The 21,319-nt window shown below is 44.9% G+C and carries 22 protein-coding genes and 1 pseudogene; all 23 read left to right on the top strand.

Annotated features, from left to right (window positions below; all coding sequences use genetic code 11):
• The first annotated feature begins 13 nt into the window (after positions 1-13).
• The 23 genes and pseudogenes from Q7A_RS14275 to Q7A_RS14170 all read left to right on the top strand — a co-directional run bounded on the left by Q7A_RS14275 (position 14) and on the right by Q7A_RS14170 (position 21,296).
• Complete coding sequence (locus tag Q7A_RS14275; protein ID WP_014707545.1) at positions 14-847, top strand: flagellin N-terminal helical domain-containing protein; 834 nt, start codon at positions 14-16, stop codon at positions 845-847.
• Positions 848-914: 67 nt separating this feature from the next.
• Complete coding sequence (locus tag Q7A_RS14270) at positions 915-1,316, top strand: flagellar protein FlaG (protein WP_014707544.1); 402 nt, start codon at positions 915-917, stop codon at positions 1,314-1,316.
• 47 nt (positions 1,317-1,363) lie between these two features.
• Entirely contained in the window at positions 1,364-2,725 is a 1,362-nt protein-coding gene (gene fliD / locus Q7A_RS14265) for a flagellar filament capping protein FliD (RefSeq protein ID WP_014707543.1), read from the top strand.
• Positions 2,726-2,754: 29 nt separating this feature from the next.
• Positions 2,755-3,144, top strand: a complete 390-nt coding sequence (gene fliS / locus Q7A_RS14260; protein ID WP_014707542.1) for a flagellar export chaperone FliS — start codon at positions 2,755-2,757, stop codon at positions 3,142-3,144.
• 6 nt (positions 3,145-3,150) lie between these two features.
• Positions 3,151-3,468 carry a flagellar protein FliT gene (locus Q7A_RS14255; RefSeq protein WP_014707541.1) on the top strand — a complete coding sequence of 106 codons (318 nt, stop codon included), beginning with the start codon at positions 3,151-3,153 and terminating at the stop codon, positions 3,466-3,468.
• A 140-nt stretch (positions 3,469-3,608) separates the two neighbouring features.
• Positions 3,609-5,096: a sigma-54 dependent transcriptional regulator gene (locus Q7A_RS14250; protein WP_014707540.1), complete on the top strand. Its 1,488-nt coding sequence runs from the start codon at positions 3,609-3,611 to the stop codon at positions 5,094-5,096.
• Between the two features lie 128 nt (positions 5,097-5,224).
• Complete coding sequence (locus tag Q7A_RS14245) at positions 5,225-6,412, top strand: sensor histidine kinase (protein WP_014707539.1); 1,188 nt, start codon at positions 5,225-5,227, stop codon at positions 6,410-6,412.
• The gene (locus Q7A_RS14240) at positions 6,409-7,794 is read left to right on the top strand and encodes a sigma-54-dependent transcriptional regulator (protein ID WP_014707538.1); all 1,386 of its coding nucleotides are present in this window, start codon (positions 6,409-6,411) and stop codon (positions 7,792-7,794) included. Before Q7A_RS14245 ends, Q7A_RS14240 begins: the two co-directional genes overlap by 4 nt.
• Positions 7,795-7,836: 42 nt before the next feature.
• On the top strand, positions 7,837-8,169 hold the full coding sequence (gene fliE / locus Q7A_RS14235) for a flagellar hook-basal body complex protein FliE (RefSeq protein ID WP_014707537.1): 333 nt from the start codon (positions 7,837-7,839) through the stop codon (positions 8,167-8,169).
• Positions 8,170-8,198: 29 nt separating this feature from the next.
• Positions 8,199-9,890, top strand: a complete 1,692-nt coding sequence (gene fliF / locus Q7A_RS14230; RefSeq protein WP_014707536.1) for a flagellar basal-body MS-ring/collar protein FliF — start codon at positions 8,199-8,201, stop codon at positions 9,888-9,890.
• A complete protein-coding gene (gene fliG, locus Q7A_RS14225; RefSeq protein ID WP_014707535.1) occupies positions 9,890-10,900 on the top strand; it encodes a flagellar motor switch protein FliG in 1,011 nt (336 codons plus the stop codon). Before fliF ends, fliG begins: the two co-directional genes overlap by 1 nt.
• Positions 10,887-11,573 (top strand): flagellar assembly protein FliH, encoded by a 687-nt coding sequence (locus tag Q7A_RS14220; RefSeq protein WP_014707534.1) that lies wholly within the window; start codon positions 10,887-10,889, stop codon positions 11,571-11,573. The genes fliG and Q7A_RS14220 overlap by 14 nt, the downstream gene beginning before the upstream one ends.
• Entirely contained in the window at positions 11,560-12,978 is a 1,419-nt protein-coding gene (gene fliI / locus Q7A_RS14215; protein WP_014707533.1) for a flagellar protein export ATPase FliI, read from the top strand. Before Q7A_RS14220 ends, fliI begins: the two co-directional genes overlap by 14 nt.
• Before the next feature lie 37 nt (positions 12,979-13,015).
• Positions 13,016-13,459: a flagellar export protein FliJ gene (gene fliJ, locus Q7A_RS14210; protein ID WP_041354597.1), complete on the top strand. Its 444-nt coding sequence runs from the start codon at positions 13,016-13,018 to the stop codon at positions 13,457-13,459.
• Positions 13,460-13,595: 136 nt separating this feature from the next.
• The gene (locus Q7A_RS14205) at positions 13,596-13,913 is read left to right on the top strand and encodes an STAS domain-containing protein (RefSeq protein ID WP_151903931.1); all 318 of its coding nucleotides are present in this window, start codon (positions 13,596-13,598) and stop codon (positions 13,911-13,913) included.
• Position 13,914: 1 nt separating this feature from the next.
• Positions 13,915-14,277, top strand: coding sequence for a response regulator (locus tag Q7A_RS14200; RefSeq protein WP_014707530.1), 363 nt, complete (start codon positions 13,915-13,917; stop codon positions 14,275-14,277).
• Between the two features lie 12 nt (positions 14,278-14,289).
• A pseudogene (locus tag Q7A_RS15725) lies at positions 14,290-14,523 on the top strand (Hpt domain-containing protein); the annotation flags it as partial.
• Positions 14,524-14,556: 33 nt separating this feature from the next.
• Entirely contained in the window at positions 14,557-16,182 is a 1,626-nt protein-coding gene (locus Q7A_RS14195; RefSeq protein WP_041354594.1) for a chemotaxis protein CheA, read from the top strand.
• Positions 16,179-16,643, top strand: coding sequence for a chemotaxis protein CheW (locus Q7A_RS14190; RefSeq protein WP_014707528.1), 465 nt, complete (start codon positions 16,179-16,181; stop codon positions 16,641-16,643). The genes Q7A_RS14195 and Q7A_RS14190 overlap by 4 nt, the downstream gene beginning before the upstream one ends.
• Positions 16,644-16,646: 3 nt before the next feature.
• On the top strand, positions 16,647-17,363 hold the full coding sequence (locus tag Q7A_RS14185) for a ParA family protein (protein ID WP_014707527.1): 717 nt from the start codon (positions 16,647-16,649) through the stop codon (positions 17,361-17,363).
• Positions 17,363-18,709, top strand: coding sequence for a globin family protein (locus Q7A_RS14180; RefSeq protein WP_014707526.1), 1,347 nt, complete (start codon positions 17,363-17,365; stop codon positions 18,707-18,709). Before Q7A_RS14185 ends, Q7A_RS14180 begins: the two co-directional genes overlap by 1 nt.
• A gap of 82 nt (positions 18,710-18,791) precedes the next feature.
• The gene (locus Q7A_RS14175; protein WP_014707525.1) at positions 18,792-20,063 is read left to right on the top strand and encodes a flagellar hook-length control protein FliK; all 1,272 of its coding nucleotides are present in this window, start codon (positions 18,792-18,794) and stop codon (positions 20,061-20,063) included.
• Between the two features lie 39 nt (positions 20,064-20,102).
• Complete coding sequence (locus Q7A_RS14170) at positions 20,103-21,296, top strand: methyl-accepting chemotaxis protein (protein ID WP_238595922.1); 1,194 nt, start codon at positions 20,103-20,105, stop codon at positions 21,294-21,296.
• Positions 21,297-21,319: the final 23 nt, after the last annotated feature.

The following is a 21,319-nucleotide window of genomic DNA, read 5'->3' as shown; positions in this document are numbered from 1 at the left end:
TAGGAGAATTCTCATGGCGGTTATTGTTAACTCGAATCTGGCATCATTAAATGCTCAGCGTAATCTTGAATCATCACAAAGCAGTCTGAATCAATCACTGCAACGTTTATCATCTGGTCTGCGTATTAATAGCGCGAAAGATGATGCGGCAGGTCTGTTCATCGCTGAACAGCTGACTCGTGATATCCGTGGTACCAACCAAGCGGTTCGTAACGCATCAGATGGTATTTCTCTTGGTCAAACGGCTGAGGGTGCTTTGGGTGAAATTGGTAATAATTTACAACGTATTCGTGAATTAGCTGTGCAATCAGCTAACGCCACGACCGGTAACCGTACTGGTATTCAGGCCGAGGTTAACCAGTTAACTCAAGAAATTTCACGTATCATTCAAACAACTGAGTTTGCTGGTAATGGTCTGTTGAGTGCGGCGACTTCATTGACATTTCAGGTCGGTGCGAGTGGTGCGGCAACAAACCAACTATCTGTATCAACAGTAAGTATGACTGCTATTGCAGGCTACTCTGCTGATTTGGCGGCTACGGGTACAATTGACGTAAGTACTGCGGGCGCAGCTTCTGGTGCATTATCTGCTTTGAGTACTGCATTAGATACAGTTAACCAATCACGTGCTACATATGGTGCGCTGCAGAATCGTTTTGAAGCGGTTATTTCTAACCTGCAAAACTACGCAGAAAACCTGACTGCTGCACGGAGCCGTATCCAAGATGCTGACTTTGCTGCTGAAACAGCTAACCTGACTCGTTCGCAGATTTTGCAACAGGCTGGTGTGTCAATCCTGGCGCAGGCAAATACCCTGCCTCAGACAGCACTTTCATTACTCGGATAAGTTACCGGGAGGCTTTCCCGGCAAATAGCCGGGAAACGCTTACCCGATACTCTTGGAGGATGAAGGAATGACTACAAACGATTTCATAGTTAAAACGGATTCGTTGTCATTACAAACTTCTGGCAATATTCAGCAGGGCAGCAATGTTCCTGCTGAAGTTGTTTCAGGGCTTGCAGCAACACAACGGGTAAATCCATTATCTCAACCTAATTCGCTCTCCCAGCAATTGGAGGCGACTGAAGAACAAATAGCCGCAATTCAGGATCGAGTTGTTGAGCTAAACAGTTATATGCAAAATCTTAATCGTTCTTTGCAATTTTCTATTGACCAGCAAAGTGGCGATACCATCATTAAGGTAATTGATTCAGAAACGGATGAACTGATTCGACAAATCCCAGCTGAGGAATTGCTGGTACTGCGGAGTTCTTTAGAAGAATATCGCGGTATGTTACTGGAAATGACAGTTTGATTGGCGTGTAATTTGCTTAATATTACATACTAATCGGGAGCGTTATCATGGCTACAATACAAGCACCAGGCATTGGTTCTGGCTTAGATGTAAATGACATTGTGACTAAGTTACTGGAGATTGAGCGTCAGCCGATCGACAACTTAACAACGAAAAAGTCATTTGTTAATGCCCAGATAAGTGCTTATGGTTCCTTGAAAAGTAAAGTTGCTGATTTCCAATCAGCAATGGCTAATCTCAATTCACCTGAGAAGTTTCAGGTATATCAAGCCACTAGTGGAAGTGAGTCTATTTTTACCAGTTCAGTTTCCAATGGTGCAGTAGCCGGAAATTACGATATTGAAGTGGTCAGTCTGGCAGAAAGAGACAAAATTGCCACCCAAGCCTATACCGATTCCAACACGGTCGTGGGTGAAGGCACACTGAGTATCAGTATCGGAGCTGAGAATTTTGATCTCACGATTGATAGTAGCAATAACACTTTGGCTGGTATACGTGATGCGATTAATGATGCAGCTGATAACACTGGTGTCTCCGCCACGATTGTTACCGGTGATGATGGTGCACGTTTGGTTCTCTCTTCTGAAGAAACCGGGACGGATAATGCGTTGCGGATAAGTGTTACAGATAGTGATGGTGGCAATACTGATGAAGCCGGTCTATCTGCTTTAGCCTATAATCCAGAGGGCGGCTTAGAATTCCGGGCGGCCATTTCTTCAGCTCAAAATGCCCTCGTTCGTATAGATGGCTTTAATGTCAGTAGTAGCTCCAATACAATTACTGGCGCTATTGACGGCGTTACTATCAATGCTGCTTCTATTGGTTCATCAACGTTAAGCGTGACGCGTGATGATGAGAAAATTCTCGAATCTGTAGAAGCCTTTGCAACAGCCTTTAATGCTTTACGGTCAGAAATTAACAAGCAACGCGATGGCCAACTTGAAGCTGATAGCACCTTGTTGACATTGGAAAGGCAGATATTTGATGTATTAAATGCGGGGTCTTCCATTGAAGGTTCTTCGTTTAGTTATTTGATTGAGGCGGGAGTTTCGATCGATAAAAACGGTGTAATGGGAGTAGATTCTGATCGCATCACTGACATTATGAATACGGACTTTGAATCTTTTACCAATTTATTTGCCTCAGAAAATGGTGGGTTTGCTGCAAAACTGTCAACACTTGCTGATGGCTGGTTAGCCAGCGATGGCTTGATTGATTCGCGTGAAGATGGCCTTAACACTCAGGTTAAAGGAATTGACGAGCAAATTTTACGAATGGAAGATCGGATGATTTCTGTAGAGGCCAGAATCCGAGCTCAATTTACAGCACTTGATACACTGGTTAGCAGCCTTAATAATACGTCGAGCTTTTTAACGCAACAATTAGCTTCATTGAATAATAATAAGTAACACAGAGCGAAATTAGGATGATGCAAAACATGATCAATAAAAAAGCACTGGAAGGATATGGTCGGGGAGCCGTAGAGTCAGAAGTAAACTTTGCCTCACCGTATCGTATTATTCAGATGTTAATGGAAGGGGCGCTATCTAAAATTGCTACCGCCAAAGGCTGTATCGCTCGAAATGATATTGCTGAAAAAAGTCGGCAGATTACCTGGGGCATGAATATTATCCAAGGTTTACGAACCAGCCTTGATGCTCAAAAAGGTGGTGAAGTTGCTGCGAATCTGGATGCCTTGTATGAATATATGGGGCGACGTTTGCTTGAAGCAAATGTTAGCAATGATGTGGCAATTCTGGATGAAGTCAGCAGCCTGTTAATGGAAGTGAAAGCTGGTTGGGATAATATTCCGGCCGATTATCACTAATCATTCATGACACATTCAAGCGATAAACTTAACTTCCTGCATCAAGCGGTGCAACTTACTCAAAATATGCTGGCTATGGCTAAGCAGAAACAATGGAATGAACTGCCAGAAATTGAGAAAAAAAGGCAAATACTGTTGGAGTCGATATTCCCTTTAGATGAGGATTCTCCAGAAATTGAAAGCCAGGCGACAGTGCTGCAAACACTTATCGACACCAACAATGAGCTGATTGCGCATTGCCAGGAAGGAAAGCAATCTCTACAACTCCAAATGCGTAATGCAAAATTCACCCATAAAGCCGTAACTGCTTATCAATCCAATTAGTTAGCGCACTGGTTTCTGAAAAAGTTCCCATTTACAGTGTCATTTTTTTGACAACTAACTGTAAAGTGCTTAACTTGAATTAACTAAATCCCTACAGTAATACCAACAGGTTCGGAAAGAGCTTGCCTTCAGGAGCAGTTATGAATGCGTGTAATATCTTGGTGATAGATATTGACCCACAACGCCGAGAAACACTTTCCACGCTTATTGCGTTCGTAAATTGCCACGCTGTCGTGGTGAATGACATGGAAAACTGGTTTGATAGCGTTAATGATTTGAATGATATCGCTTTAGCACTGGTTGGAGATTGTGGCGGCGTCAGCCCGACAAAACAATTATTGCGTGAGCTTATTAATCATGAAGCAAGGATCCCGGTGTTTACCCTGGATTATCCAGAAGCTTTAATCAGAGAATTTCCCGGCTCCATCGGTAGCTTAAATTACCCCATCAAATACCTTCAGTTAAACAACGCAATACAACAAGCTTCGGTTTACAGGAACCAGGCTGATAATCAAGCTGAGACAGAACCGTTATTTCGTTCGCTGGTGGGCAACAGTACAAAGATGAAACGGGTTCAGAAAATGATACATCAGGTTTCTGATTCAGAAGCCAATGTACTGATCTTAGGGGAATCTGGAACTGGTAAAGAGGTGGTTGCCCGCAACCTGCATTATTTTTCCTCACGTCGAGATAAACCTTTTGTACCGGTAAACTGTGGTGCCATTCCCGGCGAACTGCTTGAAAGCGAATTATTTGGCCATGAAAAGGGTGCGTTCACTGGTGCGATAACGGCTCGCAAAGGTCGTTTTGAAATGGCCGAAGGCGGAACACTGTTTCTTGATGAAATTGGTGATATGCCTCTGCCTATGCAAGTTAAGTTATTAAGAATTTTGCAAGAAAGAACCTTTGAACGCGTAGGCAGTAATAAAACCCAGAAAGCCAATGTCAGAGTGATTGCTGCAACCCATCGTAATCTCGAAACCCATATAGGTGATGGCCGCTTTAGAGAAGACCTGTTTTACCGCTTAAATGTGTTTCCTATTGAAATGCCTGCCTTACGCGAACGGCCTGAAGATATTCCGTTATTGATTCATGAGCTCATACAGCGAATAGAACATGAGAACCGGGGAGCCGTACGCTTCACTCCGACTGCCATCGCCTCATTATGCCGCTATACCTGGCCCGGCAATGTTCGGGAACTGGCAAATGTGGTGGAAAGACTCGTCATTTTATATCCCTATGGCACGGTAGACTTTGATGATCTGCCAGAGAAATACCAGATTGAGGGTGAACCACTACCGGATGTTATTACATCGGCAATTGATTCCCAGCCACACTCTCTCACCGCACTCAAAGTCACCTCAAAAGCGAATGGTAGTGATGCTTCAGCTTCAGTGAATGGTTTTCAGCGATCTGATGATGCGCTGTTCAGCATGGATACTATTCCTGAAGATGGCTTGGATTTAAGAGAACATCTGGCCAATCTGGAATATCTGCTCATTAAACAGGCTCTTGATGAAGCGGCAGGGGTTGTTGCTCACGCTGCCAGCAGATTAAAAATGCGTCGAACAACCCTAGTTGAAAAGATGCGTAAATACGGTATTCAACGGGATATTGAAATTAGCTGAAATAAGCGCCTGAAATTTGACTCCGAAATAAATTTATTTAAATTAACTCATTGAAAAATAAGCGATAAAAAACAGGGCATATATTTTGCAGAACCACTATCGGAAACCCTTTAGTGGAGCAAAATTAGATGAACCTCAAATGGCCTGAATCCTCACCTCACAGTGAAAGTAAAGTTGCGTTAAAGGCAATACAACCTACAAAACGTAATGTGGTTGATATCGCTGAACATCAGCCTTTGTGGACACCACCGGTAACCTCAAAAAAAACCTCCGCTTCGGAGAGCCGCATTGCAGATCGTCTCAGCAGTCTGCTTGCGGTCATTCCTGGTGGTGTCGTGGTCATTGATGGAATGGGAGTCGTTCAGGATTGTAACCAGGTCGCCATTAATTTATTGGGCGAACCGTTGACAGGTCAACGCTGGATTGATGTTATCAAACGCGCGTTCAAGCCCAGAGAAGATGATGGGCATGATGTTTCACTGGCAGATGGTCGACTGGTACATATTTCAACCAGCCCGCTTGATAAAGAGCCTGGCCAGATTATTCTTTTGCAGGAAGTTACCGAAACACGTCAGTTACAACGTAAGGTTGCGCATCTGCAACGATTATCAGCTATGGGTGAAATGGCGGCACGTCTGGCGCATCAAATTCGTACACCTTTATCATCAGCCACTTTATATCTGGCTCCTCTTCTCAAGCCTGAGACTGAACAAACTACCCAGCTAAAATTTGCCCGTCGTTTACATGACAGTCTGAGCCATATGGAACAGCTGGTTCGCAACATGCTGGCATTTTCACGGGGCGATATGAATAGCACTGCGCCGGTAAGTGTAAATGCATTAATTGATGAACTGGTACAGCAATTTGTGGCACAACCAGAAAGTGAATCGCTCAATGTTCAGGTCATTAATCTGGTGAACGATGGTTATATTTATGGCTGTCAGCCAGCCTTGGTCAGTGCTCTGAATAATTTATTGAATAATGCTCGTCAGGCCTGTGGGCAAACAGGAAAAATAACCATTCATGCTGATTATGCTGAAGAAGGTCAACAACAGTTTATTGAAATCAGTATTGAAGATAATGGTGCGGGCATCGCCGAAGCTGATTACGACAAGATATTGCAGCCTTTCTATACCACTCGTTCTTCTGGAACCGGGTTAGGACTCGCCGTGGTGCAGTCTGTTGCCAGAGCCCACAAAGGCATGCTCTGGCTCGATAGCGAGCAGGGAGTAGGCAGCACGTTCTGTCTGCGTTTGCCAGTTTACCGTCCATCTAATACCTCTCAGGAACAAATGCAAGCAGGAGTGAAATCATGAACCAGTCGATGATTATGGTAGTGGAAGATGATGCCAATTTACGTACCGCTTTATGCGACACGCTGGAACTTGCCGGGTATAAAGTGACGTCGACCGATCATGGGCAGAAGGCGTTGGACAAACTGGCTAATGAACCGATTGGCTTATTGCTCAGCGATTTGCAGATGCAACCGATGGATGGTCATACATTATTGAAAAAAGCCCGGGCAATGTTGCCTTCATTACCTGTTGTTCTGATGACGGCTTATGGTTCTGTACAAAGTGCAGTAGAAGCCATGCATGAAGGGGCTTGTGACTATTTAATGAAACCGTTTGAAGCTGATGATTTGTTGCAGCGGGTACAACGTTATGTACGAATACTGCCTGCCAGTGATGATATGGTCGCAGCTGCCAAATCGTCAGTTGATTTACAGGCACTCGCCAGACGTGTTGCTGATACTGACGCCACGGTTTTGATAAATGGTGAAAGTGGCACAGGTAAAGAGGTGCTGGCACGCTTTATTCATCGGCATTCACCCCGCAAGGATGGTCCTTTTATCGCGATTAACTGTGCCGCTATTCCGGAGTCCATGCTTGAAGCCACTCTGTTTGGTTACGAAAAAGGCGCGTTTACCGGTGCAGCTCAAGCCTATGCTGGTAAATTTGAACAGGCAAATCAAGGCACAATTCTGCTGGATGAAATTACCGAGATGGATATTTCATTGCAGGCCAAATTACTGCGGGTATTGCAGGAGCGCGAAGTGGAACGTCTGGGTGGCAGAAAAACGCTTTCACTTGATGTTCGTGTACTGGCGACCACCAACCGCACTTTACGTGATGAAGTCAAAGCCGGCCGTTTCCGCGAGGATCTATTTTACCGATTGAATGTTTTTCCTTTGCAGTTATTGCCTTTGAGAGAAAGACCTCAGGATATCGTACCGCTTGCCGAGCAGTTACTCGAACGTCATTGTAAGCAAGGTGGACGGGTCGCTCCGCATTTCGACAGTGAAGCAAAAAGAAAACTGTCGCAACACAACTGGCCGGGAAATGTTCGGGAACTCGATAATGTTCTGCAACGGGCGTTAATTTTACAAACCGGCTCAATCATTAACGCCGATGATTTGGCATATGAAGCTATGTCGGGAGCTCAGCAAACCACAAATGAACTAAACGCGACACCTGTTACAGAGCAGAGTGAGACTGTTATTCCCGTCGATAATGCAGATGATTTACGTAGTCACGAACAGCGTCATATTCTCGACATACTGGCAAAACATCGCGGTAGCCGCCGGGAGACAGCAAAAGAATTAGGCATCAGTGAACGCACCTTACGCTACAAAATCTCACGTTTTCGTGAACAGGGCATTGCCATTCCTGGAAAATTTGGCAAGAAGTCTGCATAAACAAACTCAGCCCAACAAGCAATACAAAGCGAGAATATAATCATGATAAAAGCTATTGATCCTAACCAGTTACTGACGCAGATGCGGGCCATGCAAACTCAGGCTAATCAGACCATGCCAATGCCAGCTGAGCAGAATTTATCCAGTGGCAGGGTTGATTTTGGTGATCTGATGAAAAATGCTGTGGATAAAGTAAATGAAACTCAACAAACAGCAGGTCAGTTACGAACAGCTTTTGAATTGGGTGATCCCAATGTCAATTTAACCGATGTCATGATTGCCTCCCAAAAATCCAGTGTGGCGTTTGAAGCCACGATCCAGGTCCGCAATAAGCTGATTGAGGCTTATCAGGAAGTCATGAGAATGTCGATTTAATGGCGTTGGTTTAACTGAAGAGCCTGAATATGGAAAATGCACCTGCTACAAAAACTAACACATTTGCTGCCAACACTCCGTTGGCGGTTATGCAAAATAATATTTCCCGCCAACCCATAACCAAGCAGATCATGTTTTTATTGGCGATCGCGGCCAGTATTGCTGTTGGCGGTTACGTGTTTATGTGGTCACAAACACCTTCTTATCAGGTGTTGTTTTCCGGCATGGAAGCTCAGGAATCCTCTGAAGTAGCCAATGTGCTGCAACAGATGCAAATTGATTATAAGTTAGACCCTACTACAGGGGCATTGTTGGTTCCGGCTTCAGAAGTTCAGGGATTACGCTTACGCCTGGCAGCTGAAGGTTTACCGCGCAGTAGTGCACAAGGCATGGAAATCCTCAGTCAGGAACAGGGGTTTGGCACCAGCCAGTTTATCGAACAGGCACGTTATCAGCGTGCAATGGAGCAGGAACTTGCCCGTTCAGTGAGTGAATTGCAGAATGTTCGCAGTGCCCGTGTGCATCTGGCCATTCCCAAGCAATCTGTATTTGTACGTGAACGTAAGCCACCTACTGCTTCAGTTGTGGTCAATCTGTATGCTGGCAGAACATTGGAACGTGGTCATATATCCGCTGTGACACACATGGTGGCAGCCAGTATCCCGAATATGAAAAGCTCGGATGTCACCGTTGTTGATCAGCGTGGTAATTTATTGAGTCAGCCAGAACGTGACAGCAGTATGGCGTTAAGTGATACGCAGCTGGAATTTACCCAAAAACTTGAACAGTTATATATCAGCCGTATTGAAGATATTCTGACACCCATTGTAGGTATGAATGGCGTGCGTGCCCAAGTGGTGGCAGATGTTGACTTTACTGTCACAGAACAAACTCAGGAAAGCTATAATCCGGATCTGGCCGCATTACGTAGCGAGCAACTTGCTGAAGAAGAGCGCGTTGGGGGATTTGGACCTATGGGAGTGCCGGGGGCATTGGCTAATCAACCTCCTGGTGGTGGTGTCGCACCGGAACAAGCTGCTCAGGAAAACGCTGGAGAAGATGGAGAAACGACTACTGAGACGGTTACACCTGGCTCAAGTTCACGTCGCACCACCCGTAATTTTGAATTGGATCGCACCATCAGTCATAGCCGTCTGGCGCCTGGCGACATTCGTAAGCTGAGCGTTGCTGTATTGGTCGATGAACCGACCACCACCGACGCTGAAGGTAATGTTGTCACCACACCAATGAGCGACGCACAAATGGCGCGTATTAACACGCTTGTCATGGACGCAATTGGTTTCAATATGGCCCGAGGCGACAGCTTAAATGTTGTCAGCGCACCATTTGTAACTCCGATTGAGGCCGAGCCACTTCCAGGTATCCCACTGTGGGAACAACCATGGGTTTGGGACGTGGGTAAACAAGTCTTGGGTGCATTGGTCGTGTTATTCTTGATATTTGGTCTGATACGTCCAGCTTTCAGAGATTTGAATAAATCTCCTAGTAAACAGTTAGCCAACCAGAATGGTGAAAATACCGATGAAATGTCAGCAGAGCAAGCATTGGCAGCAAGTAGTAAAAATGGTGAGGATATTGCTAAACTGACGACTGGTTCTGAGCGTGTTGAACAGCATTTAACTAATATTCGCAGTTTAGTACAGCAGGACCCTGCGCTGGTCGCGCAGGTCGTAAAAAACTGGGCAGCGAGTGATGCATAATGGCCGAACAACCCCGTAAATTAACCGGTACCGAAAAAGCTGCAGTTTTTCTTCGCTCTATAGGCGAGGAGGATGCTGCGCAGGTGCTTAAGCATATGGGACCGAAAGAAGTTCAGAAAATCGGTCAAGCCATGGCTACTTTGAATAATGTAACGCGTGGCGAGGTGGAGACTGTTTTAGGCAGTTTTGTCACTACGGTAGAACAAGAAACCGGTCTGGGCATAGGTTCACATGACTATGTGCGAAAAATGCTGGTCGGTGCCCTGGGTGAAGAACGTGCCGGAGGTTTGCTAGACCGGATTCTTTCCGGGGGTAATACCAATGGTCTGGAACAGCTAAAATGGATGGATGCGCGTGCCATCTATGAAGTGATTCGTCTGGAACATCCCCAAATAGTAGCGATAGTCTGTTCATTTCTCGATCCCGATCAGGCTGCTCAGGTACTTGGAATGTTTCCGGAACGTGATCAGGCCGCGATTTTACTACGGGTGGCTACATTGGATGGGGTGCAGCCAGCAGCGTTGAATGAGCTGAATGAAATCCTGGAAAAACAATTCAGTGGTAACGCTGGCGGACAAACTGCCACCGTTGGCGGGCCGAAAACAGCTGCTGATATTCTTAACTTTGTTGAGGGTAGTCGTGAAGCAGCCATTATGGAAAAAATCAAAGAATCTGAACCAGATCTCGGTCAGAACATCGAGGATTTGATGTTTGTGTTTGATAATCTGATTGATGTAGACGATCGTGGCATGCAAACATTGATGCGTGAAATTCAAACCGATCAGCTTCAGCTTGCACTCAAAGGCGCTGATGATAATCTCAAAGAGAAGTTTCTTAAAAATATGTCCCAACGTGCAGCAGAAATGCTGCGTGATGATCTTGAAGCGATGGGACCGGTGCGTATCAGTGATGTTGAAGCCGCGCAAAAATCCATTTTGTCTACCGCACGGATGTTGTCCGATAAAGGTGATATTGCATTAGGTAGCGGTGGTGGTGATGACTTCATCTGATGATCTTTATACCACCCAACATGCCAACGTTTTATCCGCCGAAGAACTCGCCAATGCCTATGAGCGATGGGAAGTTCCTCGGGTGGTATCAGTGTCGGATGTTGAAGCCGAAAATACCAATCCATTAACCGTTGAAGCGTTAGAAGCTGTTCAGCAGGCAGCTCAGGAAGAGGGGTTTAAGCTAGGTTATGATGAAGGTTTCCAGCAAGGTCATGAAGCAGGATTGAAAGCCGGAGAAACCGATATTCTGCAACAGGCTCAACAATGGAAAGCCTTAATTGACAGTCTGAATAATCCGCTTAAGAGCGTTGATTCAATTGTTGAACAGGATTTACTGTCGATGATCAGTCTGCTGGTGCGGCAAATGGTTTATCACGAACTTCAGCAAAAACCTGAAATGGTTTTGACCGCTGTTCGCGAAGCACTTGCCGTATTACCCGTCAGTGATCGCCAGCTAAAAGTTTATCTTAACCCTGAAGATATGGAGCTGGTGAAAAACGGCTTGAAACTGGATGAAGATACCGGCTGGCAATGGTACGAGGATCCTCTGGTAAGCCGTGGTGGAGCCAAGTTGGTGACAGCAGACACCACCATAGATGCCACCGTTGAAACCCGACTCAATAATTTGATTTCACGGTTATTAAGTCAAGAAAACCATCATGAACCCAGCTGAATTGCCAAACCAATCAACATCTTTGCATGATAGGTTGCAGCATCAGCTAGAGCGACTCACAGCCGATCATGAAACACCGATTACCGTGGAGGGACGATTGACCCGAATGGTCGGTCTGACGCTGGAGGCCGTTGGATTTCAGGCTTCTATTGGCAGTCGTTGTGAAATTCATGCTCCAGGCAGAGAGCCTGTCGAAGCGGAAGTGGTGGGGTTTCATGATGAAACACTGTATTTAATGCCTACCGGCAATATCCGTGGTTTGGTTCCGAATGCCCGGGTCAGACCGATCCGTAGTGATTCTCAGGTACCCGTTGGTAACGCTTTACTCGGCAGAATTGTCGACGGTGCGGGAAAACCGCTTGATGGACGTGGGCCGCTGAACGTAAACGATAAAGTCCCTCTACATGGTAAAACCGTTAATCCACTCTCCCGTGCACCGGTCAGACAACATCTGGATGTAGGCGTCCGAGCAATAAATACGTTAATGACGGTTGGACGTGGTCAGAGAATGGGGTTGTTTGCCGGGAGTGGCGTCGGCAAAAGTGTATTGCTGGGTATGATGACGCGTTTTACTGAAGCTGATGTCATCGTGGTGGGATTGATCGGTGAACGGGGCCGTGAAGTTAAAGAATTTATTGAAGATATTCTGGGTGAAGAAGGCTTAAAGCGTGCCGTGGTTGTTGCATCTCCAGCCGATCACTCACCCTTGATGCGGTTGCATGGCGCCATGCTGGCAACCAGTATTGCAGAATATTTTCGCGATCAGGGCAAGCAGGTATTGTTATTAATGGATTCACTGACACGGTTTGCCCAGGCGCAACGTGAAATTGCTCTGGCAGTTGGTGAACCGCCAGCCACTAAGGGTTATCCTCCGTCAGTTTTTTCGTTATTGCCGCAACTTGTTGAACGTGCTGGCAGTGGTGAAGTCGGTGGTGGAGCAATAACCGCAATTTATACAGTGCTTACAGAAGGTGATGATCAGCAGGATCCAGTGGCTGATGCAGCTCGTGCCATACTTGATGGACACATCGTTTTATCCAGACAATTAGCTGAAGCCGGGCATTATCCGGCGATTGATGTTGAAGCGTCGATCAGTCGTGTCATGCCGCAGGTTGTCGATGCCAAACAACTGCAGCTGGCCCAGCAATTCAAGCGAATCTATTCCACTTACCGGCAGAATCAGGATTTAATTACTATTGGTGCCTATCAGGCAGGAAGCGATCAGCAAATTGATGAAGCCATTAATCGTTTTCCGGCACTGTCGGCAATGTTGAAACAGGACATGCATGTGGCGCATGATTGGAATAGTAGCCTGCAGTCATTACAAAAACTGGCTTTTGGCCAGATGAGCAATTCACAGCAATTAAATGGACAATTGATGACAGCGGAGCAACGTAAATTCTAATTTTGGATAACACGATGGATTCGGGTGTTAAAGCAGTATGACGCGGGCAAGCAAACTGATACCAGTGATTGAAATGGCCGGTCGCGAGACCGATAAAGCTATGCAAAGCCTGGTTCAGGCCAACAACGTGCTTGAGCAGGAAAAACATCAGCTTAATGATTTACTGCGTTATCGCGAAGAGTACCTGCAACAATTCCGACAAGGCGACGCTTTACAGATGAGTGCTCGCAAAGCAATTGATTTAAGATCGTTTCTTGCACAATTAGATAATGCTATTCGAATGCAACAACGCCACGTCGAACAGTGTTTTATGCAGACACAAAAACAACGACAGCTATGGCTGGAAGCCAAAAATAAACAACGATCTATTGAATCCCTCAAAGAACGCTATCAAAAAGAAGACGAGCAACGTCAGCTTAAACTGGAGCAGCGACTGGCAGATGAACATACCGCTATGCTCTGGGCACGCAAACATAAATAAACCCTGGCATAGTCTCTGCTTAGATTTGTTATATGGTAATTTGCATACGACATTGGTTGTATAAACTCACAAGCGGACATTTTTGTCTGATCCTTATTGTATTGCGGCAAAAAATGTAATTAAAAAAGCTATAAATATGACGAATACAACAGAAAACCTTGATTGTGGAGAACAGTTAACCATCACTCAACTGGAGTCATGGTATGTGCAATGTTTAAAAATTCTGCTGGCAGGAAATAATGTATTTATTGATGTTAGCCGTTTGCAACGTATTGATACCGCGGCGTTACAATTACTCTATCAATTTCAACAACAGGCAGAGAAATATGATATTCAGGTGCACTGGTCTGTGATGAGTGATAGCTTTCAGGATGCCGTAAGTCTTTCCGGTCTATCTTTTAAAATGACCGATCAGCCATCAGTTGCCGATAATGATTCAATGGAGAATAACTAACATGGCCCGGATTCTAGTCGTCGATGATTCACCTTCGCTCAGACAGATGTTACAGATTATTTTGCAGAATTCAGGCCATGATGTGATGTGCGCAGAAGATGGTAAACAGGGCATTGACATGGCGACTGAGCAACAATTTGAAATGGTATTAAGTGACTTTAATATGCCTCAACTGACTGGGCCTGAATTCATAACGATGCTTCGCTTGTTACCGCAATACCGCTTTACCCCAGTACTGTTGTTAACAACGGAAACAGATGAAGACAAAAAAAATCTTGGCCGTGTTTCAGGTGCCAGTGGATGGTTAACAAAACCGTTTGATCCTGAACAGTTGATTGATACTGTCAACTCACTGCTTAATTAATTTTCGATTGCCATGCATCCGCTTTTATCCTCTGCAACAGCTGCTTTTCATGAGGAAGCTCTGGAAACTTTAAATCAAATAGAGGATTGGCTATTAACATCATTGGATAGTTCCAGTAAGGGAGATGCTCATAGGCAAGATACTCTCAGGCTGTTGCACTCCCTCAAGGGGACTGCCGCCAGTTTCGAAAATGAAGCTATAGCAAAGGTTTGTCATGCAATAGAAAATATTCTGACGGAAAACCGCCAACTTAGCAGCCATGACAGGGACGGCCTACTGGTGGCAATTGATTTTTGCCGGCAATGCTTAAGTGGATCTGAATCAGATCCAGCATTACAAGATGAAAAACTGGCAAATTGCCTTGCTGGGATGAATCGTCGGGATAAGCAAAATCAGAATAATCGTAAACCACCGATTGTGTCGGAAATGAATGGTTCTGTCTGGCAAATTGATTTTGTACCGTATCCGCAGTTTTTTGAAAACGGCCATGATCCATTACGAATTATCAAATCATTACGCCAGTTTGGTCCGGTAAAAGTTTCCGTCTTCACTGATAAATTACCCGATTTTGCAGATTTTGACCTGTATAAATGTTACCTGCGCTGGCAGATAACACTTACTGCGGAAGTAAGCTACCAAAAAATTATCTCGCTGTTTGACTGGGTAAAACATGTTTGTGATGTCACGGTAGAAGTATTGGCTTTACCGCAGTCCAAAAGAGTTAATGAGCCAAATCGCTACAAAATGAGCGAGGCCAATCTGCAAGCATTATTAACCGTTTCACATACATTACAGACCCAGCTAAAGCAGACGTTTGCACTGACCAACCAGTTAAATCAAACGGATAAAATTCGATTGACCCGCCGTAATCAGGCGATGAAACATCAACAACAATTATTGCAACAGCAACTGTTACATATTTCGATGCGTCCATTGGCCGATGCTTTTGCAAGATTACCCCGCATGGCGTTTGATCTGGCGAATAAAACCGATAAACCGATCCAGTTGAATATGGATATCGCGCCTATTGAAGTGGATAGTATGATTGTCAATTCGTTGATGGATCCATTAACCCATCTTTTGCGAAATACCCTCGCCCATGGAATCGAACCCATCGAGCTTCGCCAACAGTCCGGCAAACCTGTAAAAGGCCAGATCCACATTATTGCTGAACAAGTTGATGAGCAATTGATCATTCGATTCAGTGACGACGGATCTGGTTTATCTGAAGAAAAAATTCTGGCCAAAGCAAAACAGCTAGGGGTCAATTTGCAGGGGAGTAAGCTCGATCAACAACGACTCAGTGACTGGGTATTTCGACCAGGCTTTTCCACCGCAGTAACAGCAGATGCTATCTCCGGAAGAGGTATCGGATTGGATGTTGTGAAGCAACATATTACCGATATGGGAGGGCGGATTGAGTTGATTTCGAGCAACAGCAGGGGATGCTGTTTTACCCTTTATATACCTGTACATCAGGCTTTAATGGATGTACAACTCATTGATGTTGATCAACAAACGCTGGCATTGCCATTAATAAATGTGCTGGATAGTTATGCTGCTGATAGCAGCAGGTTAGTCTGGCATCGAGGCAAAAAGTGGTTTATCACAGATGATAACCGGCAAGTACCATTGATTGATATTCGCCAATTCCTGCAGTTGCCTGTGCGAGAAACAGACGAGCAGTCCGGTTTTATCGTTTTAGTCAATACTGAAAACAGTGTTTTTGCAATGGCGGTAGACAGTTTGGCTGAACAGGCCCAACTGCTGGTTAAGTCCTTACTTCCTCATTATCGACATGTAAACGGGGTCAAGGGGGTGGCAATACTGAATGAGGGAAATATTGCTTTACTGATCGATCCTGGCAAACTGCTGATGTCACTTACTATTTCCGGTGAGCAATGAAATCGGCTGCTAACCTGACATTGGAAAATGATCTTTATCAGCTGATCGTTATCAATGACCAGCAATATGCGCTTCCAGTCCACTGCATTACGACTGTCCTGGCGTTGGAAAATATATTACGACTGCCTGGCACGGCCTCATGGTTATCTGGCGTTGTACATGTTCGCAATGCGATTGTGCCGGTCATTAATATAAATAAGTTGATTGAAGTTGACGATCCTGCGCATCAGTCAAACTGTCCATTACTGGTTTTGTTACACCACCCTCTGGACTCTCAACGATTACTCGGACTTAGTGTTACCGACCTGACGATTCTTATGTACCCATCAGAGCTTGCTGAAATGGCTTCAAGCTCATCCACACATCAGTGCCTGATAAATAGTGTGAAGGATGATTCACAACAGATTCATTTACTTGATATAGCTAATCTATTTGAGCAATTGCTACAGGGACAGAATTAAACCATGGTTGGGCTAGGGACAAAACGAATTATTGCTGTTATGAATCAGACCCATGATGTCGGTAAAACTACCATCACCGCAAATATGGGTGTGATTTTGGCAGAAATGGGTTATCGGGTACTGATGCTGGATTTGGATCCACAGTCTGATCTAACCCGACAATTTGGGGTATCTGAAACGCAAATCGGGATGGATGCTTTACTCTCTTTTAAAGACGATGCCCGTGATTTAATACTACCACTAAGCGAACAACTGTCTTTAATCGCGTCGGGTCCTGAGCTGCATTTGTTCGAACAGCAAACACCATCAATAAAACTTGGTGTTAAACTGAAGCAACTACTTACTTCGACAATACAATCAGATGCGGATATCATTCTGATTGATTGTGCAGCAATCTCAGGATTATTAGGCACCAATGCTGTTTTGGCTGCGAGTGATATGCTGATTCCAGTATCTGCGGAGCATGGTGCATTGCGCGGTATGATAAAAATGCTACCAGTATTGCAACGGGTGTCAAAATTGAGATCTGATTCAATAAGGTTATGGTTATGTTTAAATAGATTGCCGGACGGTACTGATTTTGCCTACCAGTTTGGTGATTTATTGACACAGTATTTTCCGAAACGAGTGCTAAAAACGGTGATATACGATAACGCGTCTGCGAATCCAGCTGATTATCAGTCTCTGGCAAACGATTTGCTATTGGGAAGAGCAGACTGATGGCTGAGAATGCTCTACAACATCATCCTATTAGTGGACTGGCAGGGCTGGATGAGCAAGATATAACCCTGGTCGAGCATAATTTTGCTGCGTTAATGAGTTTTAGTGATGCATTAGCGGAGCGCTTTTATCAGCGATTATTTGCTGAATACCCGGCGATAATGCCGTTGTTCAAATCAGTCACGATTGAAGGGCAACATAAGAAATTACTCGCATCGATGGTTTTGTTGATCCAGCATTTACGTGACACGGAAATGATCGAAGATTATCTTCAGGGGTTGGGGGTGCGACATCAGCAATATGGTGTCAAACAATCCCACTATGAGATGTTCATCGAAAACTGGTTATCCGTGGTTGCCGAATTTTCTGAGCAAGAATGGGATGACACGTTACAGCAAGCCTGGAGAAACGTTCTGGAGTATGTGGCTGAGCTGATGCAGACTCCTGCCAGTCAGGTAGCCGAGCCGGTCACGGTTTATCAAACAGCCCAAGCTCCGTTAGCAGAATATGTGCTTACCTCGTTAGCCGTCGAGCAAACTGCCACGCCAATGATTATTATCGATTTAAATCTGGTGGTAAGTTACCTCAATGTAGCGGCAGAAACCCTGCTAAAACAATATCAAGACAGTCTCAAAAAAATGTTTCCAGATCTTAATGTTGAGAGGCTTAAAGGTGTTTCGTTACAACATTTCGCTGAAGCAGTTCCCTTCCCAATTGAGTGGCTAAGTGATTTCGATCAGCTGCCTAAAAGTATTGATTTACGCAATGACTTTTTGGATGTGCGATTAACGATTTCGGTTCTTTACAAAAATGATAAGCCCGAGGGGTTTCTGCTCGAATGTTATCCTCATAGTGCGACTGATTCAGGTCTATCGCTCTCTTCAACGCCGAACGATACCGCTTCGTTAGCACAAAATATTCTACCGGCACTGGAAAAAACGCTTTACCAAGTTCAACTGCAAAACAGTCATTTAACTGCCATGTTGCAGGAAATAGATGACGCTGTGTTTGAAACCAGCCTGCTGGCGTTAAATTGTACTGTTGAAGCGGCAAAGCTGGGTGATGATGCGCGTCAGCTTCGTGACTTTTCAATGGAAATTAGAGTGCTGAACCAACAATTGAGTCAATTGCTTCAACCTTTGAAAATTCAGTCTGGTCAGCAGCAGCAACAGCTGAATAAAAGCATTGAGCTTTCACAGCAACTGGAAAAAGATCTTACGCATAATCATATCGGTTGGGAAAATCGCAGCCGCCATTCCATAGAGCAAATCAACCAGCAGTTGTCTGAGCAAACCAATGCATTAACGCAGTTGATTAAAGTAATCACTAAAAATACCGAACTATGAAATATAGAATCTGGCACAGCCATTGCTATTCATTACTTATAACAGTGCTATACGGCTACTAACCAGAGTTTAAGGAAATGAAATGACGCAACAGCTGACCCTCTCCTCGCTGAATGTTGCCCCGAACAAAACAGACAAAGCCATAACTTCTGCTGCCAACAGTAAAGATAATGAGGCCTTTGCGTCGGAACTGGATCGTCGGCTAAATGAACCTCAACGATCAGATAAAGATAAACCGGCCAGGAATGACCTTAAAACAGATAATAAACAGACTGAAACAACTACTAAAGCGGAAAAACCGGATACAAAAGACGGCAAAGAATTGCCGCCTGAAAAAGAAGAAAAGGTAGAAAAGGCGGAAACAACAGCTGACAGTTCAGAACAGGAATCCGAAAAAGCACCGACTAAAGAAATCATTGTCGATACTGACGGCAAAACTGATAAGAGTGAAAGTGAGAATAAAAGTGATCCTTTAATGATTGTGGCTGTTGCACCCGTAACGGATAAGAAAACGGAAAAGCAGCGACTCGACACAACGCCATTCATAAATACTCCACAGTCCGGTGATAAAGATATGAAAAAATCTGTGCTTGAGATGCAGAGCAAATCGAATAATGCAGATTTTTCAGCAACTTCAATCCGTGCAGATATACTTCAGGCAATTCAGAAGCAAAATGTGGAAGGTGATGCGGTTACCACGGAAAAGGTTAAGTTAATGATGCAAACGGCAGGAAAAACGCCGGAACAGTTGATGACAGCCAGTGCCGAAACAATTTCCGCGATGCGGCAACTCGATCCTCAGGCGGAGAGAAGTTCAGCCAGCAAACTCAGTAGTCCTTTGGCATTTTCCACCATACCGGGTATGACCACATCAGTGGCTGGTACGCCGAGTGTTGCTAATCCCGCTTTATCGCTGGATATACAACCTCAGCTTAACAGTTCAGCTTGGGGCAAAGTGATGAGTAGCCGAGTGGTTTGGATGGCGCGTGAGGGGGTTCAACAAGCAGAGTTAAGGCTGAATCCTGCTAATCTCGGTCCTGTAGAGGTCAGATTGAGCATGCAAAATGATCAGACCAATGTTACTTTTATTGCTTCAAATGCAGCAGCCCGGGATGCTTTGGAGCAGGCTCTGCCGAGATTACGTGAGAGTTTCAACGAAAGCGGATTGGCATTAAATAATGCTGAAGTAAGCCATCAGGATCAGCCTTCACAGGGTTCTGAACAGGATGAGCAGTTACATGATGGCAATAATATAGCTCAAGTTATTATTGAAACGGACGATATTGACAATGAAGCAACACAGTTATCAGTTGATTCACCAGATAATAGTGTCGGTGTGAGTGTGTTTGCATGATAATTACAATAATTATAAACATAGAAGGGAGAATGCGGCGTGTTTAAGTTAGAGAATTATTCGCTGAGAAAACGCATGTACATTGTTGCCGGTTTTGGCATTATCGGTTTGCTGCTGCTGGCCGGGTTAATGTTCTACATGGAACTGAACGCGGTTACCTCGAAGCAACAGCTTAAAGTGGTGGGAGGATTTGTTGTTATCGGTAGTGCACTGATCATGTTCATGGCACATGTCATTGGACGTTTTGGTGACAAGCGCGCAACCACATTGGTCAATGGCATTCAGAATATTAAGAAAGGCGACCTCACGCAAAAAATTGCCATTTCCGGTAGAAGCGATTTCAGCTGGATGGCTTTTGAACTCGACAGTGCTCGCAAAAATGTTGCCAATCTGGTGCACACTTTGATTGGTGGTGTCAGCCAGCTGAATACCGCGACCCAAAACATGACTGTCATCAGTAAAGAAACGGTGACGGGAGTATTAAAACAGCAGGAAGAGACTGATCAAGTCGCGACAGCGATGAATGAAATGACCGCTTCTGTTCAGGAAGTAGCCCGAACTGCAACCAATGCTGCTGAGGCGGCACGAAATGCCGATAATGAAGCGAAAGCCGGCAAACAGGTAGTACTGGAGACAATGCAGTCTATTGATACTCTGGCCAGCGAAGTTGAAAAAGCGGCTGAGACCTTAAGTGAACTCGAAGCGGATATCGGCAATATCGGTGCAATCGTTGATGTCATACGCGGCATTACTGAGCAAACCAATCTTTTGGCATTGAATGCTGCTATTGAAGCCGCTCGTGCAGGTGAGCATGGACGTGGTTTTGCGGTTGTTGCCGATGAAGTTCGCACGCTTGCTGCCAGAACACAGTCATCCACTCACGAAATTGAAGAAATGGTAGAGCGTTTGCAGCAAGGTGCCCGTGCTGCCGTGAAAGTCATGAATGAAAGCCGGGAAAGTGCCAAGACCAGTGTCGAAAAAGCTGCAAGTGCAGGTTCCGCGCTCGATACGATTACGGCAATGATTTCGACCATGGATGAGATGAGTACGCAGATTTCAAATGCGGCCAATGAACAAAGTTCAGTTGCTGAAGATATCAATCGTGGTATTGTTAATATCAGTCAGATTGCTGATCATACTGCAGATGGTGCACGTGCCACTTCGGAAGCAGTGGATACACTTAGTAGCCTGTCATCTCAATTGCAGGACGCGTCAGCCAAATTTAAAGTTTAGTTTTAAATATTGGCTTTTGCAAA

The organism is Methylophaga nitratireducenticrescens, assembly GCF_000260985.4.
In the GTDB taxonomy this organism is placed as follows: domain Bacteria; phylum Pseudomonadota; class Gammaproteobacteria; order Nitrosococcales; family Methylophagaceae; genus Methylophaga; species Methylophaga nitratireducenticrescens.
The sequence above is the reverse complement of the archived record's forward strand: the minus strand, read 5'-3'. Positions and strand labels throughout refer to the sequence as shown.